General features: G+C 72.3%; 15 protein-coding genes. 6 read left to right on the forward strand and 9 right to left on the reverse strand.

Annotated features, from left to right (window positions below; genetic code table 11):
- Positions 1 to 190 precede the first annotated feature (190 nt).
- From OG917_RS26875 to OG917_RS26895, 5 genes are all read right to left on the reverse strand, one after another.
- Positions 191 to 2323, reverse strand: a complete 2133-nt coding sequence (locus OG917_RS26875) for a 3-hydroxyacyl-CoA dehydrogenase NAD-binding domain-containing protein (RefSeq protein ID WP_328320396.1) — start codon at positions 2321 to 2323, stop codon at positions 191 to 193.
- Positions 2320 to 3549 (reverse strand): thiolase family protein, encoded by a 1230-nt coding sequence (locus OG917_RS26880; RefSeq protein WP_328320398.1) that lies wholly within the window; start codon positions 3547 to 3549, stop codon positions 2320 to 2322. Before OG917_RS26880 ends, OG917_RS26875 begins: the two co-directional genes overlap by 4 nt.
- Positions 3550 to 4131: 582 nt before the next feature.
- Positions 4132 to 5415 (reverse strand): ribonuclease D, encoded by a 1284-nt coding sequence (locus tag OG917_RS26885; protein WP_328320400.1) that lies wholly within the window; start codon positions 5413 to 5415, stop codon positions 4132 to 4134.
- Positions 5416 to 5530: 115 nt separating this feature from the next.
- Positions 5531 to 6187 carry a response regulator transcription factor gene (locus tag OG917_RS26890; protein WP_328320403.1) on the reverse strand — a complete coding sequence of 219 codons (657 nt, stop codon included), beginning with the start codon at positions 6185 to 6187 and terminating at the stop codon, positions 5531 to 5533.
- 407 nt (positions 6188 to 6594) lie between these two features.
- A complete protein-coding gene (locus tag OG917_RS26895; protein ID WP_328320405.1) occupies positions 6595 to 7245 on the reverse strand; it encodes a DUF3000 domain-containing protein in 651 nt (216 codons plus the stop codon).
- A gap of 92 nt (positions 7246 to 7337) precedes the next feature.
- Here OG917_RS26895 and hemE point away from each other — a divergent pair, with 92 nt between their 5' ends.
- Entirely contained in the window at positions 7338 to 8402 is a 1065-nt protein-coding gene (gene hemE, locus OG917_RS26900; RefSeq protein WP_443059022.1) for a uroporphyrinogen decarboxylase, read from the forward strand.
- Positions 8403 to 8627: 225 nt separating this feature from the next.
- On the opposite strand, the gene OG917_RS26905 is transcribed toward hemE, so the two are convergent.
- Positions 8628 to 10007: an FAD-dependent oxidoreductase gene (locus OG917_RS26905; protein WP_328320407.1), complete on the reverse strand. Its 1380-nt coding sequence runs from the start codon at positions 10005 to 10007 to the stop codon at positions 8628 to 8630.
- A 170-nt stretch (positions 10008 to 10177) separates the two neighbouring features.
- Here OG917_RS26905 and hemG point away from each other — a divergent pair, with 170 nt between their 5' ends.
- Positions 10178 to 11596, forward strand: coding sequence for a protoporphyrinogen oxidase (gene hemG, locus OG917_RS26910; protein WP_328320409.1), 1419 nt, complete (start codon positions 10178 to 10180; stop codon positions 11594 to 11596).
- A 4-nt stretch (positions 11597 to 11600) separates the two neighbouring features.
- Positions 11601 to 12338, forward strand: a complete 738-nt coding sequence (gene hemQ / locus OG917_RS26915; RefSeq protein WP_328320411.1) for a hydrogen peroxide-dependent heme synthase — start codon at positions 11601 to 11603, stop codon at positions 12336 to 12338.
- 30 nt (positions 12339 to 12368) lie between these two features.
- On the opposite strand, the gene OG917_RS26920 is transcribed toward hemQ, so the two are convergent.
- Together OG917_RS26920 and OG917_RS26925 are read right to left on the reverse strand one after the other, a co-directional pair.
- Positions 12369 to 14006: an alpha/beta hydrolase gene (locus tag OG917_RS26920; protein WP_328320413.1), complete on the reverse strand. Its 1638-nt coding sequence runs from the start codon at positions 14004 to 14006 to the stop codon at positions 12369 to 12371.
- Between the two features lie 124 nt (positions 14007 to 14130).
- A complete protein-coding gene (locus OG917_RS26925; protein ID WP_328320415.1) occupies positions 14131 to 15540 on the reverse strand; it encodes a DUF692 domain-containing protein in 1410 nt (469 codons plus the stop codon).
- Positions 15541 to 15716: 176 nt separating this feature from the next.
- On the opposite strand from OG917_RS26925, the gene OG917_RS26930 reads away from it, so the two are divergent.
- Positions 15717 to 15923, forward strand: a complete 207-nt coding sequence (locus tag OG917_RS26930) for a hypothetical protein (RefSeq protein WP_328320417.1) — start codon at positions 15717 to 15719, stop codon at positions 15921 to 15923.
- 224 nt (positions 15924 to 16147) lie between these two features.
- Here the strand turns inward: OG917_RS26930 and OG917_RS26935 are convergent, their stop codons facing one another.
- Positions 16148 to 16876, reverse strand: coding sequence for a peptidyl-tRNA hydrolase (locus OG917_RS26935; protein WP_328320419.1), 729 nt, complete (start codon positions 16874 to 16876; stop codon positions 16148 to 16150).
- Between the two features lie 103 nt (positions 16877 to 16979).
- Here OG917_RS26935 and OG917_RS26940 point away from each other — a divergent pair, with 103 nt between their 5' ends.
- Both OG917_RS26940 and OG917_RS26945 read left to right on the forward strand, forming a co-directional pair.
- Positions 16980 to 17657: an AIM24 family protein gene (locus OG917_RS26940; protein ID WP_328320421.1), complete on the forward strand. Its 678-nt coding sequence runs from the start codon at positions 16980 to 16982 to the stop codon at positions 17655 to 17657.
- Between the two features lie 36 nt (positions 17658 to 17693).
- The gene (locus tag OG917_RS26945) at positions 17694 to 17870 is read left to right on the forward strand and encodes a hypothetical protein (protein ID WP_328320423.1); all 177 of its coding nucleotides are present in this window, start codon (positions 17694 to 17696) and stop codon (positions 17868 to 17870) included.
- The last annotated feature ends 37 nt before the right edge of the window (positions 17871 to 17907 follow it).

Below are 17907 nucleotides of genomic sequence, written 5' to 3' on the forward strand. Positions count from 1 at the left end.
CCAAATGTGTGCGTCTTGTGTGCGCCTGTCGTGCTGGCGTACGTACGGGGTGCCGGTCGCCACCGCGGCCCACGGCCCGGGCCGGGGGGTCCGCCGTACGGCACGTGCGCGCCGCCAACGGCACGTGCCCGCCCCGGACTTGCCGGGACGGGCACGCACACGGACGGCTCCGGACGTGCGGAGCACCGGGTCAGGCAGGAACGCTCGCCACACCCTGCGCGAGGAACGGCTTGCCGTTCACCCGCTGCGACACGCCTTCACGGTCCAGGTACGGCGTGATGCCGCCCAGGTGGAAGGGCCAGCCTGCGCCGGTGATCAGGCAGAGGTCGATGTCCTGGGCCTCGGCCACGACACCCTCCTGCAGCATCAGACCGATCTCCTGGGCCACCGCGTCCAGGACACGGTCGCGGGTCTGCTCCTCGGAGAGCACCGACGTGCCCTGCTTGAGGAGGGCCGCGACCTCCGGGTCCAGCTCCGGCTTGCCCGAGTCGTAGACGTAGAAGCCACGCTTCCCCGCCTTGACGACAGCGGCCAGGTTCTCCGAGACGGTGAAACGCTCGGGGAAGGCGCGGTGCAGGGTCTCCGAGACGTGCAGACCGATGGCCGGGCCGACCAGTTCGAGCAGCACCAGCGGGGACATCGGGAGGCCGAGCGGCTCCACGGCCTTCTCGGCCACCTCGACCGGGGTGCCCTCGTCGATGACGTTCTGGATCTCGCCCATGAAGCGGGTGAGGATCCGGTTGACGACGAACGCCGGGGCGTCCTTCACCAGGACCGCGGTCTTCTTCAGCTTCCGTGCGACACCGAACGCCGTGGCCAGCGAGGCGTCGTCGGTCTGCTCGCCACGCACGATCTCCAGGAGCGGCAGGATCGCGACCGGGTTGAAGAAGTGGAAGCCGACGACCCGCTCGGGGTGCTTCAGCTTCGACGCCATCTCGGAGACCGAGAGCGAGGAGGTGTTGGTGGCGAGGATCGCGTGCGCCGGGGCGACCGCCTCGACCTCCGCGAACACCTGCTGCTTGACGCCGATCTCCTCGAAGACCGCCTCGATGATGAAGTCGGCGTCCGAGAACCCTTCGGCCTTGTCGAGCACACCGCTCACCAGGGCCTTGAGGCGGTTGGCCTTGTCCTGGTTGATACGGGACTTCAGCAGCAGCTTGTCGATCTCGGCGTGCACATAGCCCACACCCTTGTCGACACGCTCCTGGTCGATGTCCGTGAGCACGACCGGCACTTCGAGGCGGCGCAGGAAGAGCAGCGCCAGCTGCGAGGCCATCAGACCGGCGCCGACGACGCCGACCTTGGTCACCGGGCGCGCCAGGCTCTTGTCCGGGGCGCCGGCCGGGCGCTTGGCGCGCTTCTGGACCAGGTTGAACGCGTAGATGCCGCTGCGCAGTTCGCCGCCCATGATCAGGTCGGCGAGAGCCTGGTCCTCGGAGTCGAAGCCCTGGTCCAGGTCGCCGTTCTTGGCGGCGGCGATGATGTCCAGCGCGCGGTAGGCGGCCGGGGCCGCGCCGTGCACCTTGGAGTCGGCGATGGCCCTGCCGCGCTCGACCGCCTGGTCCCAGGCGTCGCCGCGGTCGACCTCCGGGCGTACGACCTCGATCTCGCCGCGCAGGACCGCGGAGGTCCAGATCAGCGACTGCTCAAGGAAGTCCGCGCCCTCGAAGATCGCGTCCGCGATCCCGAGCTCGTAGACCTGCGCGCCCTTCAACTGCCGGTTCTGGTTCAGCGAGTTCTCGATGATGACCGAGACCGCGCGGTCCGCGCCGATCAGGTTGGGGAGCAGTGCGCAGCCGCCCCAGCCGGGCACCAGGCCGAGGAAGACCTCGGGGAGCGCGAAGGCGGGCAGCGACTTGGTCACCGTGCGGTACGCGCAGTGCAGACCGACCTCCACGCCACCGCCCATCGCGGCGCCGTTGTAGTACGCGAAGGTGGGCACGGCCAGCGCGGAGAGCCGCTTGAAGACGTCGTGGCCGCCCTTGCCGATGGCGAGCGCGTCCGAGTGGCTCTTCAGCAGTTCGACGCCCTTGAGGTCGGCGCCTACCGCGAAGATGAACGGCTTGCCGGTGATGCCCACACCGACGACCGCACCCTCGGCGGCCTCCTTCTCGACCTGGTCGATCGCGGCGTCGAGGTTGGCCAGCGACTGCGGGCCGAAGGTGGTCGGCTTGGTGTGGTCCAGGCCGTTGTCGAGCGTGATCAGCGCGAACCGGCCTGCGCCGCCGGGCAGATCGAGGTGGCGCACATGCGCCTGGGTGACGACCTCACCGGGGAACAGCTCGGCTGCGCCCTTCAGGAGCTCAGAGGTGGTGGTGCTCACTTGGTGCCTCCGGCAGTCGTGTCGAAGTGAGGGTTCTCCCAGATGACCGAGGCGCCCATGCCGAAGCCGACACACATGGTGGTCAGGCCGTAGCGGACCTGCGGCTGCTCCTCGAACTGCCGCGCCAGCTGCGTCATCAGACGCACACCGGAGGAGGCGAGGGGGTGGCCGAAGGCGATGGCGCCGCCGTACTGGTTGACGCGCGCGTCGTCGTCGGCGATGCCGTAGTGCTCAAGGAAGGCGAGCACCTGGACGGCGAAGGCCTCATTGATCTCGAAGAGACCGATGTCGTCGATGGAGAGCCCCGCCTTGGCGAGGGCCTTCTCGGTCGACGGAATCGGCCCGTACCCCATGACCTCGGGCTCGACGCCCGCGTACGCGTACGACACCAGGCGCATCTTGACCGGCAGCCCGAGCTCGCGCGCGGTCTCCTCGGAGGCGAGCAGCGAGGCGGTGGCGCCGTCGTTGAGCCCGGCGGCGTTGCCGGCGGTGACCCGGCCGTGCGCCCGGAACGGCGTCTTGAGCCCGGCGAGCGACTCCAGGCTGGTGCCCGGACGCATCGGCTCGTCGGCGGTGGCCAGACCCCAGCCGGTCTCGCCGGCCTCGGGGTTGGTCCTGCGCACCGAGACGGGCACCAGGTCCTGCTGGATCTTGCCGTTGGCGTACGCCTTGGCGGCCTTCTCCTGCGAGCGCACCGCGTACTCGTCCGTACGCTGCTTGGTGATCGTGGGGTAGCGGTCGTGCAGGTTCTCCGCGGTCATGCCCATGAAGAGGGCCGACTCGTCGACCAGCTTCTCGGAGACGAACCGGGGGTTCGGGTCGACGCCCTCACCCATGGGGTGGCGTCCCATGTGCTCGACGCCGCCCGCGAGGACGATGTCGTACGCGCCGAAGGCGATCGATCCGGCGGTCGCCGTCACCGCGGTCATAGCGCCCGCACACATGCGGTCGACGGAGAAACCGGGGACCGACTGCGGCAGCCCGGCGAGGATGCCCGCGGTGCGCCCGAGGGTCAGACCCTGGTCGCCGATCTGGGTGGTCGCCGCGATGGCCACCTCGTCGATCTTCGCGGGGTCGAGATCCGGGTTGCGGCGCAGCAGCTCCCGGATCGCCTTCACGACGAGATCGTCGGCGCGGGTCTCGTGGTAGATGCCCTTCGGGCCCGCCTTGCCGAACGGGGTGCGGACGCCGTCGACGAAGACGACGTCCCGGATGGTACGAGGCACGATGGCTCTCCTCCAGGTGCGGGATGGCACTGCTGCTGCGGGCACGCCGGGGCGCGCTGCGCAAGGCCATGCTACCCACGGGTAACCATGCTGCCCAGTCCTTCGGGCGGGAGCGTCGAAGGTCACACGCCGGGCGGGCCCGCGAACGGACCGCCCGGCGTGCGCGGCGGGACGGTGCTCAGCGGGTAAGGCCCACCGGCGCGGCCCCCGGCCCGCGTGGCCGGGGCCGTCTCCGGCCGCCTCCCCGCCCTGGGGGCTGTCGCGCTCCGCCGGGCCCCTCCCCGGGCGGCGGTGAAGGAGGCGGAAGAACCACCCTGAAATTCGGCCAGAAATAGCGGTTGTCCGGCCTTCTTCGCACCGGGGAGATCGGATGGTCCGTTCCACTTGTCCGGGCTTGAGCAGATGAAGTCCCGCGGATACGAGCCGTGCCCGTCGATGTCCGGGATGCCCCGGCGATGACGCCGTTGTGGTCGCCGGGGCATCCGGTGCCCGGGGGCGGCGGGGTCGATCGCGGAGAGCCACTGTCCGGCGCGGCCGGATGGCGCTTCCGGGGCTGCGGCGGACCGCCGCAACCCCGGAGGGTCAGCTCTGGCCAGGACCGTCCTGGACCGCCGCCGTCAGCAGCGGGGCGACCTGCTCGATCTGCCAGTTGCGGGCGCCGAGCCCGGCGAGAACGGCTGAGACCGACTCCACCGTCCGCTCGCGCGGCGGCTCCCAGCACACCCGGCGGACGGTGTCCGGGGTCATCAGGTTCTCCTGCGGCATGTTCAGTTCCTCGGCGAGGGCCGACACGGCCGCACGCGCCGCCGAGAGCCGGGCCGCCGCCGCCGGGTCCTTGTCCGCCCAGGCGCGCGGTGGCGGCGGGCCCGCCACCTGCTGGCCGGGCTGCGGGAGCTCCAAGTCGGGGAGCGCCTTGGCCCGGTCCACGGCCGCCTGCCACTGCTCCAGCTGGCGCTTGCCCATCCGGTGGCCGAAACCAGGCAGTGCGGTGAGCTCCTGGAGGTTCAACGGGAGGCCGAGGGCCGCCTCGACGATCGCGCCGTCCCCGAGCACCTTCCCGGGCGAGACGTCGCGCCGCTGCGCCACCGCGTCGCGGGTGTTCCACAGCTCCCGCACCACCGCCATCTGGCGGCGCCTGCGCACCTTGTGCATACCCGAGGTACGGCGCCAGGGGTCCTTGCGCGGCGGGGCGGGCGGAGCCGAGGCGATGGCGTCGAACTCCTCCATCGCCCAGCCCAGCTTCCCCTGCCGGTCCAGCTCCTCCTCCAGGGCGTCCCGGAGATCGACCAGCAGCTCCACGTCGAGCGCGGCGTAGCGCAGCCAGGGCTCGGGCAGCGGGCGGGTCGACCAGTCGACGGCGGAGTGGCCCTTCTCGAGCGTGAAGCCCAGCACGCTCTCGACCATGGCTCCGAGACCGACCCGCGGGAAGCCGGCCAGCCGTCCGGCCAGCTCGGTGTCGAAGATCCGGGTGGGGATCATGCCTATTTCCCGCAGGCACGGCAGGTCCTGTGTGGCGGCGTGCAGCACCCACTCGGCGTCGGCGAGGGCCTCGCCGAGTGCGGAGAGGTCGGGGCAGCCGACCGGGTCGACGAGGGCACTGCCCGCGCCCTCGCGGCGCAGCTGTACCAGGTACGCCCGCTGCCCGTACCGGTAGCCGGACGCGCGTTCGGCGTCGACGGCGACAGGCCCCGTACCCGCGGCGAAGGCGGCCACGACATCGGCCAGTGCCTCATCGGTGGCAACCACCGGCGGAATGCCCTCGCGGGGCTCCAGCAAGGGGATCGGCGCCTGTTCGACGTCGTCCGGGGGAGCGCCCCCAGTGGTTCGCAGTGCTGTCTCTGCTGCGGTCTCTTGAGCGTCGGTCACCCGTCAAGGGTATCGGTGAACGCACAGCACCCGCCGACGTAACGTTGCGTCGACGGGTGCTGAGGGGGCTGAAATCAGTCAGTGCAGCGGCGCCGCCCGGCCGGGGCGGAGTGCGTCAGTGGATGATTCCGGTACGGAGGGCGACCGCGACCATCCCGGCACGGTCACCCGTGCCGAGCTTGCGCGCGATCCGGGCGAGGTGGCTCTTGACGGTCAGGGCGGAGAGCCCCATGGAGACGCCGATGGCCTTGTTGGACTGGCCTTCGGCGACCAGCCGCAGCACTTCGACCTCACGGCCGGAGAGCTCGCGGTATCCACCCGGGTGGCTCGGGGCGCCCGGGGGGCGGCGCTGCATCCGGGCGGCGCCGATGGGTGCGGCGCCGGGCCGGGTCGGGTGACCGATGTTGTTACGGGTGCCGGTGACGACGTAGCCCTTGACGCCGCCCGCGAGGGCATTGCGTACGGCGCCGATGTCGTCGGCGGCGGAGAGTGCCAGACCGTTGGGCCAGCCTGCGGCCCGGGTCTCGGACAGCAGGGTCAGCCCGGAACCGTCGGGCAGGTGGACGTCGGCCACGCAGATGTCACGTGGTTTGCCGACGCGGGGGCGTGCCTCCGCGATGGACGACGCCTCGATGACGTCACGTACTCCGAGGGCCCACAGATGGCGGGTCACGGTGGAGCGGACGCGGGGGTCGGCCACGACGACCATGGCCGTCGGCTTGTTCGGGCGGTAGGCGACCAGGCTTGCGGGCTGCTCGAGGAGAACGGACACCAGGCCTCCTGGGAAGGTGCGGAACGAGTGCCGGCCGGGGGATGAGCCGGGGCGAACCGTGCTTGATGGGTCACAGACTTCTTCGGCAGCAAACCCGCCCGCCTTTAGAGAATGATCACGATTTAGTGAGTAACAATTCGGGCAAATCGGATGGATGACCGATCGTTCGAAAGATGCCCGTGTCCGCGAAGGCGCTGATCGTGCCGTCGGAGCGCCGTCCGGCGCGCGGTGCGGACGCCCCGCCGGGCGCCCGTATCCCGGTGCGGCGGCGGGCGGCTGCGCCCCCGCGGGGCAGTGGATCGGCGCGGTGCCGGAGGACTGTGGTGCCGGAGGACTGCGGTGCCGGAGGGTCGCGGATCGGCGGGTGTGCGGCGTGGAGGGCCGGCGCGTGGCGACGGGCCTGCGGATCAGTGCGTGCGCGGTCCGCGCCGCTGCGGCAGGGAGACCACGCCGGAGTCCGGCGGCCCGACCGGTGGCAGCCCGGCGATCTGGCAGAGCAGATCGCACCAGGCCGCCAGATGCGCGCCGGTGTCCGGCACGCCGCCCAGGCCCTCGCGCGGAGTCCAGGACGCCCGGATCTCGATCTGCGTGGCGGGCTTGCGCTCCGACAGTCCGCCGAAATAGTGCGACCCGGCGCGGGTGACGGTGCCGCTGGCCTCCCCGTACGCCAGTCCGCGCCCCTGCAGGGCGCCCGTCAGCCACGACCAGCAGACCTCGGGCAGCAGCGGGTCGGCGGCCATCTCCGGCTCCAGCTCCGCACGGACGAGCGTCACCAGCCGGAAGGTCCCCTGCCAGGCATCGTGCCCCGCGGGGTCGTGCAGCAGGACCAGCCTGCCGTCCGCCAGATCGTTGTCCTCCTCGACGACCGCGGCCTCCAGGGCGTAGGCGTACGGCGCGAGTTTGCGGGGCGCCTTGGTCGGGTCGATCTCCATCTCCGGCCGCAGGCGCGCCGACTGCAAGGCGTCGACCGCCTGCCTGAAGGCGGGCGGGGCGGAGTCCGTCTCCGCGCCGTTCATACCGTCAGTGCCATCTGAAAATCGTCCCTGAGCCGCAGCCATGCCGGGAAGACTAGGCGGAACGAGGCAGTTGCGGGGGGAGGGACACCCGGCCCGGGGCAACCGCTTCCCGTGCACATGCGAAACTTCTGCACGTGAGTGCCAACGACCGCCCCATGGGCGCCCAGAACCCGACATATGACTCCGTTTTCCTCAAGGCGTGCAGGCGTGAGCCGGTGCCGTACACGCCGGTCTGGTTCATGCGGCAGGCAGGACGCTCACTCCCCGAGTACCTGAAGGTGCGCGAGGGGGTCGCCATGCTCGAATCGTGCATGCGGCCCGACCTGGTCACCGAGATCACCCTCCAGCCCGTCCGCCGCCACAAGGTGGACGCCGCGATCTACTTCAGTGACATCGTCGTACCGCTCAAGGCCATCGGTATCGACCTCGACATCAAGCCCGGTGTCGGGCCGGTGATCGCCCGGCCGATCCGCACCCGGGCCGACCTCGCGCAGCTGCGCGGTCTGGAGCCCGCCGACGTCTGGTACGTCACCGAGGCGATCGGCATGCTCACGGCCGAGCTGGGCGGGACCCCGCTCATCGGTTTCGCCGGCGCGCCCTTCACGCTCGCCAGCTACCTCGTGGAGGGCGGGCCGTCCCGCAACCACGAGCACACCAAGGCGATGATGTACGGCGACCCGGAGCTCTGGGCCGAGCTGCTGGACCGGCTCGCCGAGATCACGTCGGCCTTCCTCACCATCCAGATCGAGGCGGGCGCGAGCGCCGTCCAGCTCTTCGACTCCTGGGTGGGCGCGCTCTCCCCTGCCGACTACCGGCGCTCGGTGATGCCCGCGTCGGCGAAGGTCTTCGACGCGGTTGCCCCGTACGGCGTCCCGCGCATCCACTTCGGTGTCGGCACCGGTGAGCTGCTGGGCCTGATGGGCGAGGCCGGCGCGGATGTCGTCGGCGTCGACTGGCGGGTGCCGCTGGACGAGGCGGCCCGGCGGGTGGGCCCGGGCAAGGCCCTCCAGGGCAACCTCGACCCCGCCGTTCTCTTCGCCACCCGCGAGGCGGTCGAGGCCAAGACGGACGAGGTCCTGGCCGCGGCGGCCGGCCTCGAAGGCCATGTCTTCAACCTCGGCCACGGCGTCATGCCGACGATGGACCCGGACGCGCTGACCCGCCTGGTGGAGCACGTACACGCCCGCACGTCCCGCTGAGCCGCTCCGCTCCCGGTGCGCGGGACCATATGGTCCCGCGCACCGGGAACGACCGCGCGACCTGAGGGCTGTCCGGTCGTCCCTGGCGGGCGCACGACGACAGCCGAGGCACCTCGCCGCGTTGTCGTAACGCCCGGACGCATCCCGTGGGCGAACATTCCTCCGCCTTGCGAGGCGCCGCGTCCGGCGCCGCACGCTGATCCACCGGGGATGACGGGGCAGCCCTCAGCCGCCCGCCTCGCGCACCGCCGTGACCGCCTTGCGCGCGGCGACCAGGACCGGGTCCCAGACCGGTGAGAACGGCGGCGCGTACCCGAGGTCCAGCGAGACCATCTGCTCGACCGTCATCCGCGCGGTGAGCGCCACCGCCGCGATGTCCACCCGCTTCGCCGCACCGTCGCGCCCCACGATCTGGGTGCCGAGCAGCCGCCCGGTCCGCAGTTCGGCCAGTATCTTCACCGTCATCAGGGCCGCGCCCGGGTAGTAGCCGGCGCTGTTGGTGGACTCGACGGTCGCCGTCACATAGCGCAGGCCCGCCGCGTCCGCGTCCTTCTCCCGCAGCCCGGTCCTGGCGATCTCCAGATCGCAGACCTTGGACACCGCGGTACCGACGACCCCGGGGAACGTGCCGTATCCGCCGCCCGCGTTGGCTCCGATGACCTGGCCGTGCTTGTTCGCGTGGGTCCCGAGCGCGATGTGCCGGGTCCGGCCGGAGACCAGGTCGAGGACCTCGACGCAGTCGCCGCCGGCCCAGATGTTCCGGTGGCCGCGCACGCGCATCGACAGGTCGGTCAGCAGTCCGCCGTACTCGCCCAGTGGCAGCCCCGCGGCGGCGGCCAGGCCCGTCTGGGGCTCCACGCCGATGCCCAGGACCACGATGTCCGCCGGGTGTTCGGCGGAGTCCGTGACGACCGCGCGGGCCCGCCCCTGTCCGTCCGTGCGGATCGCGGTGACCTCCGCGCCCGTCACGGTGGTGATGCCCATGCCGTCCATCGCGTCGTGCACCAGCCGTCCCATGTCCGGGTCGAGCGTGGACATCGGCTGGGCGCCCCGGGTCAGGACCGTCACCTCGTACCCGCGGTGCAGCAGCGCCTCCGCCATCTCGACGCCGATGTAACCGGCGCCGACGATCACCGCGCGGCTGCCGGACGTGGCGCGCAGCGACTCGATGAGGGCCTGGCCGTCGTCCAGCGTCTGCACTCCGTGCACGCCCGGCGCGTCGATGCCCGGCAGCCCGGGGCGCACCGGCCGCGCTCCGGTGGCGATGACGAGCTTGTCGTACGCGGTCCAGCCGGCCTCACCCGACTCCAGGTCACGGGCGTGCACCCGCTGCCCCGCGACATCGATCTCCGTCACCTCGGTCCGCATCCGCAGGCCGATGTCCCGGGCACGGTGCTCCTCGGGCGTGCGGGCGATCAGGTCGTCGCGCTCACCGACCTCACCGCCCACCCAGTAGGGGATGCCGCACGCGGAGAATGAGGTGAAGTGGCCGCGCTCGAAGGCGATGATCTCCAGCTCCTCCGGCCCTCTGAGTCTGCGGGCCTGGGACGCGGCGGACATTCCCGCCGCGTCCCCGCCGATGACCACCAGTCGCTCCGCTGCCATTGCGCTTCCCTCCGGGGCTTGTTGCCGCTCTTCGCTCGGGGTCTCCCGCTCGGTCCTCTCCAGGGACCGTACGTCCGCGGGCGGTGGATCTTTCCCTCCACGGGCCCGCCGGATGCGTTCGGGTGCATGGCCCTGACCGCGCACCCGAACGGATTTGAGAGAGTAGGGGCATGAATGCGGACACGCGTACGGCCCACGTCGTCGTCATCGGAGGCGGGATCTCCGGTCTCGCGGCAGCGCACCGGCTGGCAGGCGGCGGGGCCCGGGTGACGGTCCTGGAGGGATCGGGCCGGGTCGGCGGCAAGCTCCGCACGGGCGAGATCGAGGGCGTACGGATCGACCTCGGCGCCGAGTCGATGCTCGCCCGGCGCCCCGAGGCGGTGGCCCTCGCGCGTGAGGCCGGCCTGGGGACGGCGCTCCAGCCGCCCGCGACCAGCGGCGCCGCCCTCTGGAACCGGGGCGCCCTGACCCCGATGCCCACCGGCCATGTCATGGGGGTCCCGGCCGGTCCCGCCGGGCTCGGCGGCGTGCTCTCCGACGAGGGGCTGCGCCGGATCGGCCGGGACGCCGAACTGCCGCCCGCCGAGGTCGGCGAGGACATCGCGCTCGGCGCGTACGTGGCGGACCGGATGGGCCGCGAGGTCGTCGACCGGCTCGTGGAGCCGCTGCTCGGCGGCGTCTACGCCGGCGACGTCTACCGCACCTCGATGCGCGCCGCGGTGCCCGCGCTCTACGAGGCCGCGCGCGGCCACGCCACGCTCGGCGCCGCGGTGCGCTCGCTCCAGCAGCGCGGCACGCCCGCGTCCGGCCCGGTCTTCATGGGGCTCGACGGTGGCATCGGCACGCTCCCGCCCGCGGTGGCCGGCGCGGTCCGCGCCCAGGGCGGTGAGGTCCTGCTGCACCGGCCCGCGCTGGAGCTGCGCCGCACCGTGGACGGCTGGCTGATCCGCACCGGCGGGCCGGACGGCGGCGAGATCGAAGCCGACGCCGTGGTGCTCGCCGTGCCCGCCTGGGCGGCCTCCGCGCTGCTGGCCGGTGAGGCGCCGGCGGCCTCGGCCGAGCTGGCCGCCGTCGAGTACGCGTCGATGTCGCTCGTCACCCTGGCCTTCCGGCGTACGGAGCTCGACCTCCCCGACGGCACCGGCTTCCTGGTACCGCCCGTGGACGGCCACGCCATCAAGGCCGCCACCTTCTCCAGCCGCAAGTGGGCCTGGTCCGATGCCGATCCGGACCTCGTCGTGCTGCGGACCTCGCTCGGGCGCTACGGCGACGAGGAGCATCTCCACCTTGAGGACACCGATCTGGTGGAACTCTCCCTGCGCGACCTGGGCGAGGCCGTCGGCCTCACGGCGAAGCCGGTCGCATCCGATGTGACCCGGTGGATCGGCGGGCTGCCGCAGTACCCCGTGGGCCACCTCGCCCGGGTGGCCCGGGTGCGGGAGGCGGTCGCCGCTCTGCCGGCCCTGCGGATCTGCGGCGCGGCCTACGACGGGGTGGGCATTCCGGCCTGCGTCGCCAGTGCCCAGCAGGCTGCGAAGGAGATCACAGCAACCCTGGCGTCGGGCACCGCCGGCGGCACGGGAGAATAGCCGCATGACTGATGCTCCGGAGACCGTGACGTCCTCCAAGGCCCCGAACGCGGGCAAGAAGGCAAAGGACCTCAACGAGGTCGTGCGCTACACGCTGTGGTCCGTCTTCAAGCTGCGCGACGTGCTCCCCGGTGACACCGACCGCACCGCGGTGGCCGCCGAGGTCCAGGAGCTGTTCGACCGGCTCGCGGCCAAGGACGTCACCGTCCGCGGCACCTACGACGTCTCCGGGCTGCGCGCCGACGCCGACGTGATGGTCTGGTGGCACGCGGAGACCGCGGACGAACTGCAGTCCGCGTACAACCTGTTCCGCCGCACCCGCCTCGGCCGCGCTCTGGAGCCGGTCTGGTCGAACATGGCCCTGCACCGCCCCGCCGAGTTCAACAAGTCGCACATCCCGGCGTTCCTCGCCGACGAGACGCCCCGCGACTACATCTCGGTCTACCCCTTCGTGCGCTCCTACGACTGGTACCTGCTGCCCGACGAGGACCGCCGCAGGATGCTCGCCGAGCACGGCAAGATGGCACGCGGCTATCCCGACGTGCGGGCCAACACGGTAGCGTCGTTCTCGCTCGGCGACTACGAGTGGCTGCTGGCCTTCGAGGCCGACGAGCTGTACCGGATCGTCGACCTGATGCGCCACCTCCGGGGCTCCGAGACGCGGATGCACGTACGCGAAGAGGTTCCCTTCTACACCGGCCGGCGCAAGTCGGTTGCCGACCTGGTGGCCGGGCTCGCCTGAGGCGGACCCGGTCGTCCATGACCCGGAAGATCAGAGAGCGGGCCGCGGCCGAGGCAGCGTCCGCTTCTCCAGCGACACCGGGTCCGGCAGCGGGTGCGGCGCGCATGACGCGCGCCGCACCGGCGTCCGCCCCGTCAGCAGGTAGTCGTCCAGATATTTGTTGACGCAAGAGTTGGGGCCGCCGCCGATACCGTGCGTACCCGCTCCCCGTTCAGTGATCAGCACCGACCCCCTGAGCCGCCGCTGGAGCTCCAGCGCGCCCGGGTAGGGGGTGGCCGCGTCCCGCTCGGCGGCCAGGATCAGTGTCGGCGGCAGCGTGCCGTCCGAGCTGCCGATATCGAGCGGCTTCTGCCGCGGCGCGGGCCAGTAGGCGCACGGCAGATTCATCCAGACGTTGTCCCAGGTCTCGAAGGGCGCCCGGCTCGCCAGCGCGGTGTTGTCGGTGTCCCAGACCCGCCAGTCGGCAGGCCAGTCCGCGTCGTTGCACTCGACCGCCGTGTAGACCGCCGTGCCGTTCTCGTCCGCCCGCGCTGTCGCCGGGTCCGGCGCTGCCAGTTTGATCAGCGGCTTCGGGTCCCCTTGCAGATATCGCGCGAGAGCACGGGCGTCGGCAGGCCAGACGTCGTCGTAGTAACCGGCCTGGAGGAAGGCGCTCTGCAGCTGCGCCGGTCCTACGCCCCCCGCAGGCCGCTCAGCGAGGCGGGCCCGCGCCGTCTCGTAAGCGGCCAGCACGTCCGACGCGTCGCTCCCCAGGTGGTACGTGGTGTCGTGCTGCGCCACCCAGGTACGGAAGTCCGTCCAGCGCCGCTCGAAGGCGAGCGACTGGTCGAGGTTGTCGCGGTACCAGATCTTGGCGGGATCCGGGTCGACCGCGGAGTCGAAGACCATCCGGCGTACGTGAGAGGGGAAGAGCGTCGCGTACACCGCACCGAAGTACGTGCCGTAGGAGGCGCCCATGAAGGTCAGCTTCCGCTCGCCGAGCGCGGCCCGCAGGACATCCAGGTCCCGGGCGTTGTTCAGGGAGTTGTACTGCCCCAGGGCCGCACCCGCCCGGCGGGCGCAGCCCTGGGCATAGGCCTTCGCCTGGGCGATCTTCTTCCGCTTGAAGGCCTCCGGCGGATGGATCGGGGCCGCCGTCGCCGGCTTCGCGTACGCGGCGGGGTCCTCGCAGGAGAGCGGCGCCGACCGCCCTACCCCGCGCGGCGCGTACCCCACCAGGTCGTACGCGGCGGCCAGCGGCTTCCACGCGGGGACGGCTGCCGCCATCGGGAAGAACATGCTGGAGGCGCCGGGGCCGCCCGGGTTGTAGATCAGCGCGCCCTGGCGGGCGGCCGCTCTCCCGGTGGCCTGCCCCCTGCTGACGGTCAGGGAGATCTGCGTGCCGTCCGGCCGGGCGTAGTCGAGCGGGACGCGGACGCGGCCGCACCGCACGGTTGCGGGCAGCGACTCGGCCTTGGCGCAGGCGCCGAAGGCGATCCCCGCCGCGGCGGCCCGGGCGGCGGCAGCCAGGGTGCCCGCGGTCTCCGCGGCGCCGGTGGCCGCGGCCCTACCGCCGTCCGCGTACGTGCCGGCCGGAGCGTCCGCGCTGCTGGGCGGCGCCGCTGCGAGGGCGGCGAGGCCGGACAGCACCAGAACGCCGGCTGTTCCGTACAGCGCGACTGCCTTCATCGGTTCCCCTTCGCACAGCTGGTGAATAAAGGGATAATTCGTCCGGTAGTCGGCGTTGTAAAGGACCGCCCGGCGGTGTCGGGTGTCATTGACCCCGCTGACCCGCGACGGAGGAGCCGGGGAGTCAGCCGTACGTACGGCCGATCCTGGTGCGGGCCGCGCGGGCGAACCTGGCCGCCCTGGTCGGCCGGCGCGGGGCCGCCCGCTCCTGCCACCAGAGGGCGAGACGTCGCCTGGCGGCGGCGTCGGCGGGTTGTCCGGCGTCCAGCAGCTGCTCGGCGAAGTCCAGCGCGTCGCGCCGGTAGCCGCCGCTCAAAGGGCGGGACGTGGCGTACGCCAGGAACGCGGGCCGGTACCCGGCGCCGAGCAGGACGGGCAGCTCGGGGGCGACATGCGATACGACGTCGGCGCGCTTGGCCGCGAGCGCACGGCTCTGCACACCCAGCCGCCTCGCGTCGAAGCCCTCGGGGGGCGGCGTGCCGGCGACCAGGGCGGAGAGCAGCGCGGTCTCCGCGACGGCGAGGCGCTGCCGGGCGGCCTCCGCCGAAGCGGGCGCGGCGGCCTCCGCCGCCGGACGCTCCCTGGCCGCCCCCGGGGCCCCGGCGGTCACGGTCTCCCGGGAAGCCGGGCCGTTCCGGCCGGGCGACGCCGCTCCCCGCACCGCGAGTGCCTCCCGGCGGACGGGCCCGGACGCCCGGACGGCCGCAGCCCCGCCGGCCGCCAGCGTCGCCCGTATCGCGGACAGTTCACCGGCAAGCTCCGCCGCCGGCGGGAAGTCGTCGTCCCGCTCCAGCAGTACACCCGGCGGGTCCACCCGGTCGCGCAGCTGCGCCAGCACGTCGAGGACCGGCGCGGTCACCGGGTGGGCGTGGGTGTCGTGCCAGACGCCGTCCTTCTCCACACCGCCGGCGACATGGACGTACGCGATGGCCTCCACCGGGAGTTCGTCCAGGGCTGCTGCGGGGTCCTCGCCGCGGTTCACGTGGTTGGTGTGGAGGTTGGCCACGTCGATCAGCAGGCGTACGCCGGTGCGCTCCACCAGCTCCGCCAGGAACTGCCCCTCCGTCAGCTGGTCACCGGGCCACGAGATCAGCGCGGCGATGTTCTCCAGGGCGAGCGGGACGGGCAGGGAGTCCTGGGCGGCCCGGACGTTCTCGCAGAGCACGTGCAGCGCGTCCCAGGTGCGCGGGACGGGCAGCAGATGTCCCGCCTCAAGACCTGGGGACGCGGTGAGCGGGCCCCCGGCTCTGACGAACGCGATGTGCTCGGTGACGAGCGGCGACTCCAGGAGGAGGGCGCGCTCGGCCAGCGCGGCGAGCCGGTCGGCAGCCGGGCGTCCGGCGCCGCCGATCCCCAGTGAGACACCGTGCGGGATCACCGTCACGCCACGCTCGCGCAGCCGGCGCAGGGAGTCCGGGAGATGGCCGGGGCAGAGATTCTCCGCGACCACCTCGACCCAGTCGATGCCCGGCAGTTCCTCCACCGCCGTGGCGATCTCCGGCCGCCACCCGATACCGGTTCCCAGCTTCTCCATCGTGTCCCCCTCAGCCGCAGCTGCCGCGGCGCGTGCAGGGGTGATGACCCCGCGGGGCCGCGGTGAATCCATCCGGTGGGACGTTCAGAGCTTCATTTGAGGTTCCCGGAGCGGATGCGGGCCCCTTCGGCGGGAGAGACCATGGAAACGGGGACACGAGCAGGGAAGTGGAGTCCATGGCCGACGCACGAGGTGCCGAACACAGGGAAGAACCGCAGGCGGAGCGGGGCGCGAAGGGGTCACGCGACACCGGTTCGGAGCACCCGTCGGGCGGCCCGTCGGACCGGCCGGCCGGCACCGGCGACGCGATGTCGGACACCTCGGTCAGGCCCCGCAAGTCCGCCGATCCCGACGCGCCCGACCTGCAGTCCGGCGGAGGGTGAACGCCGAGCCCACCGGCGCGGGGTTCAGCTGTCGTCGTGCCGCCCCCCCAGGGATCATGGAACAGCCCTCGGGCGCGCACTCCGGGCCGGGCGTGACGACAGCTGAGGCACATCGCCGCGTCGTCGGAACGCCCGGATACATCCAGTGCGCGAACGCCCCTCCGCCTCGCGGGGCGCCGCGTCCGACGCCGCGCGCTGATCCACCAGGAATTACGGGACAGCCCTCAGGCCCGCCGCTCGCGCGGGAGCGGGCAGAAACGGCCGCCCCCTTCGACGACCACGGTGCAGGAGCCGGGTGCGATCTCGGTGAACCCGGCGTCCAGCACAGCGGGCAGACCGCTCGCGGTCAGCTCCTTCCACTGCCCGGGTTCCGCCGTGCGCACCGACAGCGGGAAACGCGCGGCCCGCCACGCGACCCGCTCGGAGCCCGAGAGCTCCCACCAGGCGAGCTGCGCGCCGTGCCCGGTCTGCGCCATGGACTTGCCCGCCGACATCTCCAGTCCGGGGTTGAGCCAGATGACCGGTGAGCCGGGGTCGGGCGCGGGCAGCGGCCCGGTGTCCTCCAGATCGGTACCGCTGACCTGGAGCTTCGCCAGCTCCTTGGGCCAGCCGTCCAGCGGTACCGGCGGGTAGACCCGCACCTCGGCGGCCATCCCCGTCACGGTGCTGCCCGGCAGCTGCGACGCCTTGCGCCACTCGGCGCCGCGCGCCCGGCGCACGACCTTGCGGATCCGGGCGTCCTCCCAGTCCCGCATCGCCTGCGCCCACTCGCCGTCATCCAGCGAGCGCTCGTCCGACAGCATCACGAGCACCGCACGCGCCGCGGTCTCCAGAGCGTCCGTACGGGCCGGGGGGTCGGTCTTCTCCAGGTGGACCACCAGCGGGAGGACGAACTGCGGGGCCTCGTCGCGTGCCGTGGGCTCCGCGCGGAAAGGGCTGTCGTTGCTGCTCACCCGCCCCAGTCTGCCAGCCCGCTCCCGGCGCCATCCCCGCGCATTCCCGGCGGAGTTCTGCGGCTTCTTGGCGGAGGGGGATCTTCCGGGTGAGGATGCCTCCATGAAGAGCGATCTGTTCAGGACCGAGAACATGGCACAGCAGGCGACGGCCCCCGGCATGACCCTGGAGAACGCCAAATCGATCAAGTACGCCGTCAACGGGGACATGCTCGCCCGGCAGGGCGCCATGATCGCTTTCCGCGGGAACCTCCAGTTCGAGCGCAAGGGCCAGGGCATAGGCGGCATGCTCAAGCGGGCCGTCACCGGCGAGGGCCTGCCGCTGATGTCCGTCACCGGGCAGGGCGAGGCCTGGTTCGCGCACGAGGCGGCAAACTGCTTCATCGTCGATGTGGAGCAGGGCGACGCGCTCACCATCAACGGCCGCAACGTGCTGTGCTTCGACTCCACCCTGTCCTATGAGATCAAGACGGTGAAGGGTTCGGGTATCACCGGCGGAGGGCTCTTCAACAGCCTCTTCACCGGGCACGGCAAGCTCGGTCTGATCTGCGAGGGCAACCCCCTCGTCATCCCGGTGACCCCGCAGCAGCCGGTCTACGTCGACACGGACGCCATCGTCGGCTGGTCCGCGCATCTGCAGACCTCGCTGCACCGCTCGCAGTCGATCGGCTCGATGATCCGCGGCGGTTCGGGCGAGGCCGTCCAGCTGATGCTCCAGGGCGAGGGGTTCGTGATCGTACGGCCCAGCGAGGCCAGGCCCGAGAAAGCCCAGCAGCACTGAGGCGGGCGCCCGGCGGGGCTGAGTAGGCTCGTACCCATGGACGAGTCCTACTGCGACGCCCCGGCCGCACCCGCCGCCACGCCGGGCGGCCCTCCGTACGCCGAGTGCGTGCTGTGCCGCGCACCGACCGAGTACCCGGAGTCGACGCGCGGTGCGACGCTCTGTCCCGTCTGCGAGTGGCAGGAGGCAGGCCGGAACGCCTGTTCCGGCTGAGGGGGCCGGCCGGGTGCGGGCCGGCCGGCCGCACGGG

This window comes from Streptomyces sp. NBC_00388, from assembly GCF_036061255.1.
Lineage (GTDB): Bacteria > Actinomycetota > Actinomycetes > Streptomycetales > Streptomycetaceae > Streptomyces.

Coding starts and splice junctions, on each gene's coding strand:
- OG917_RS26945 (WP_328320423.1), top strand. CDS start 17,694: ATGGACGAGTCCTACTGCGACGCCCCGGCCGCACCCGCCGCCACGCCG.
- OG917_RS26905 (WP_328320407.1), bottom strand. CDS start 10,007: ATGGCAGCGGAGCGACTGGTGGTCATCGGCGGGGACGCGGCGGGAATG.
- hemG (WP_328320409.1), top strand. CDS start 10,178: ATGAATGCGGACACGCGTACGGCCCACGTCGTCGTCATCGGAGGCGGG.
- OG917_RS26930 (WP_328320417.1), top strand. CDS start 15,717: ATGGCCGACGCACGAGGTGCCGAACACAGGGAAGAACCGCAGGCGGAG.
- OG917_RS26925 (WP_328320415.1), bottom strand. CDS start 15,540: ATGGAGAAGCTGGGAACCGGTATCGGGTGGCGGCCGGAGATCGCCACG.
- OG917_RS26940 (WP_328320421.1), top strand. CDS start 16,980: ATGAAGAGCGATCTGTTCAGGACCGAGAACATGGCACAGCAGGCGACG.
- hemQ (WP_328320411.1), top strand. CDS start 11,601: ATGACTGATGCTCCGGAGACCGTGACGTCCTCCAAGGCCCCGAACGCG.
- OG917_RS26920 (WP_328320413.1), bottom strand. CDS start 14,006: ATGAAGGCAGTCGCGCTGTACGGAACAGCCGGCGTTCTGGTGCTGTCC.
- OG917_RS26895 (WP_328320405.1), bottom strand. CDS start 7,245: ATGGCTGCGGCTCAGGGACGATTTTCAGATGGCACTGACGGTATGAAC.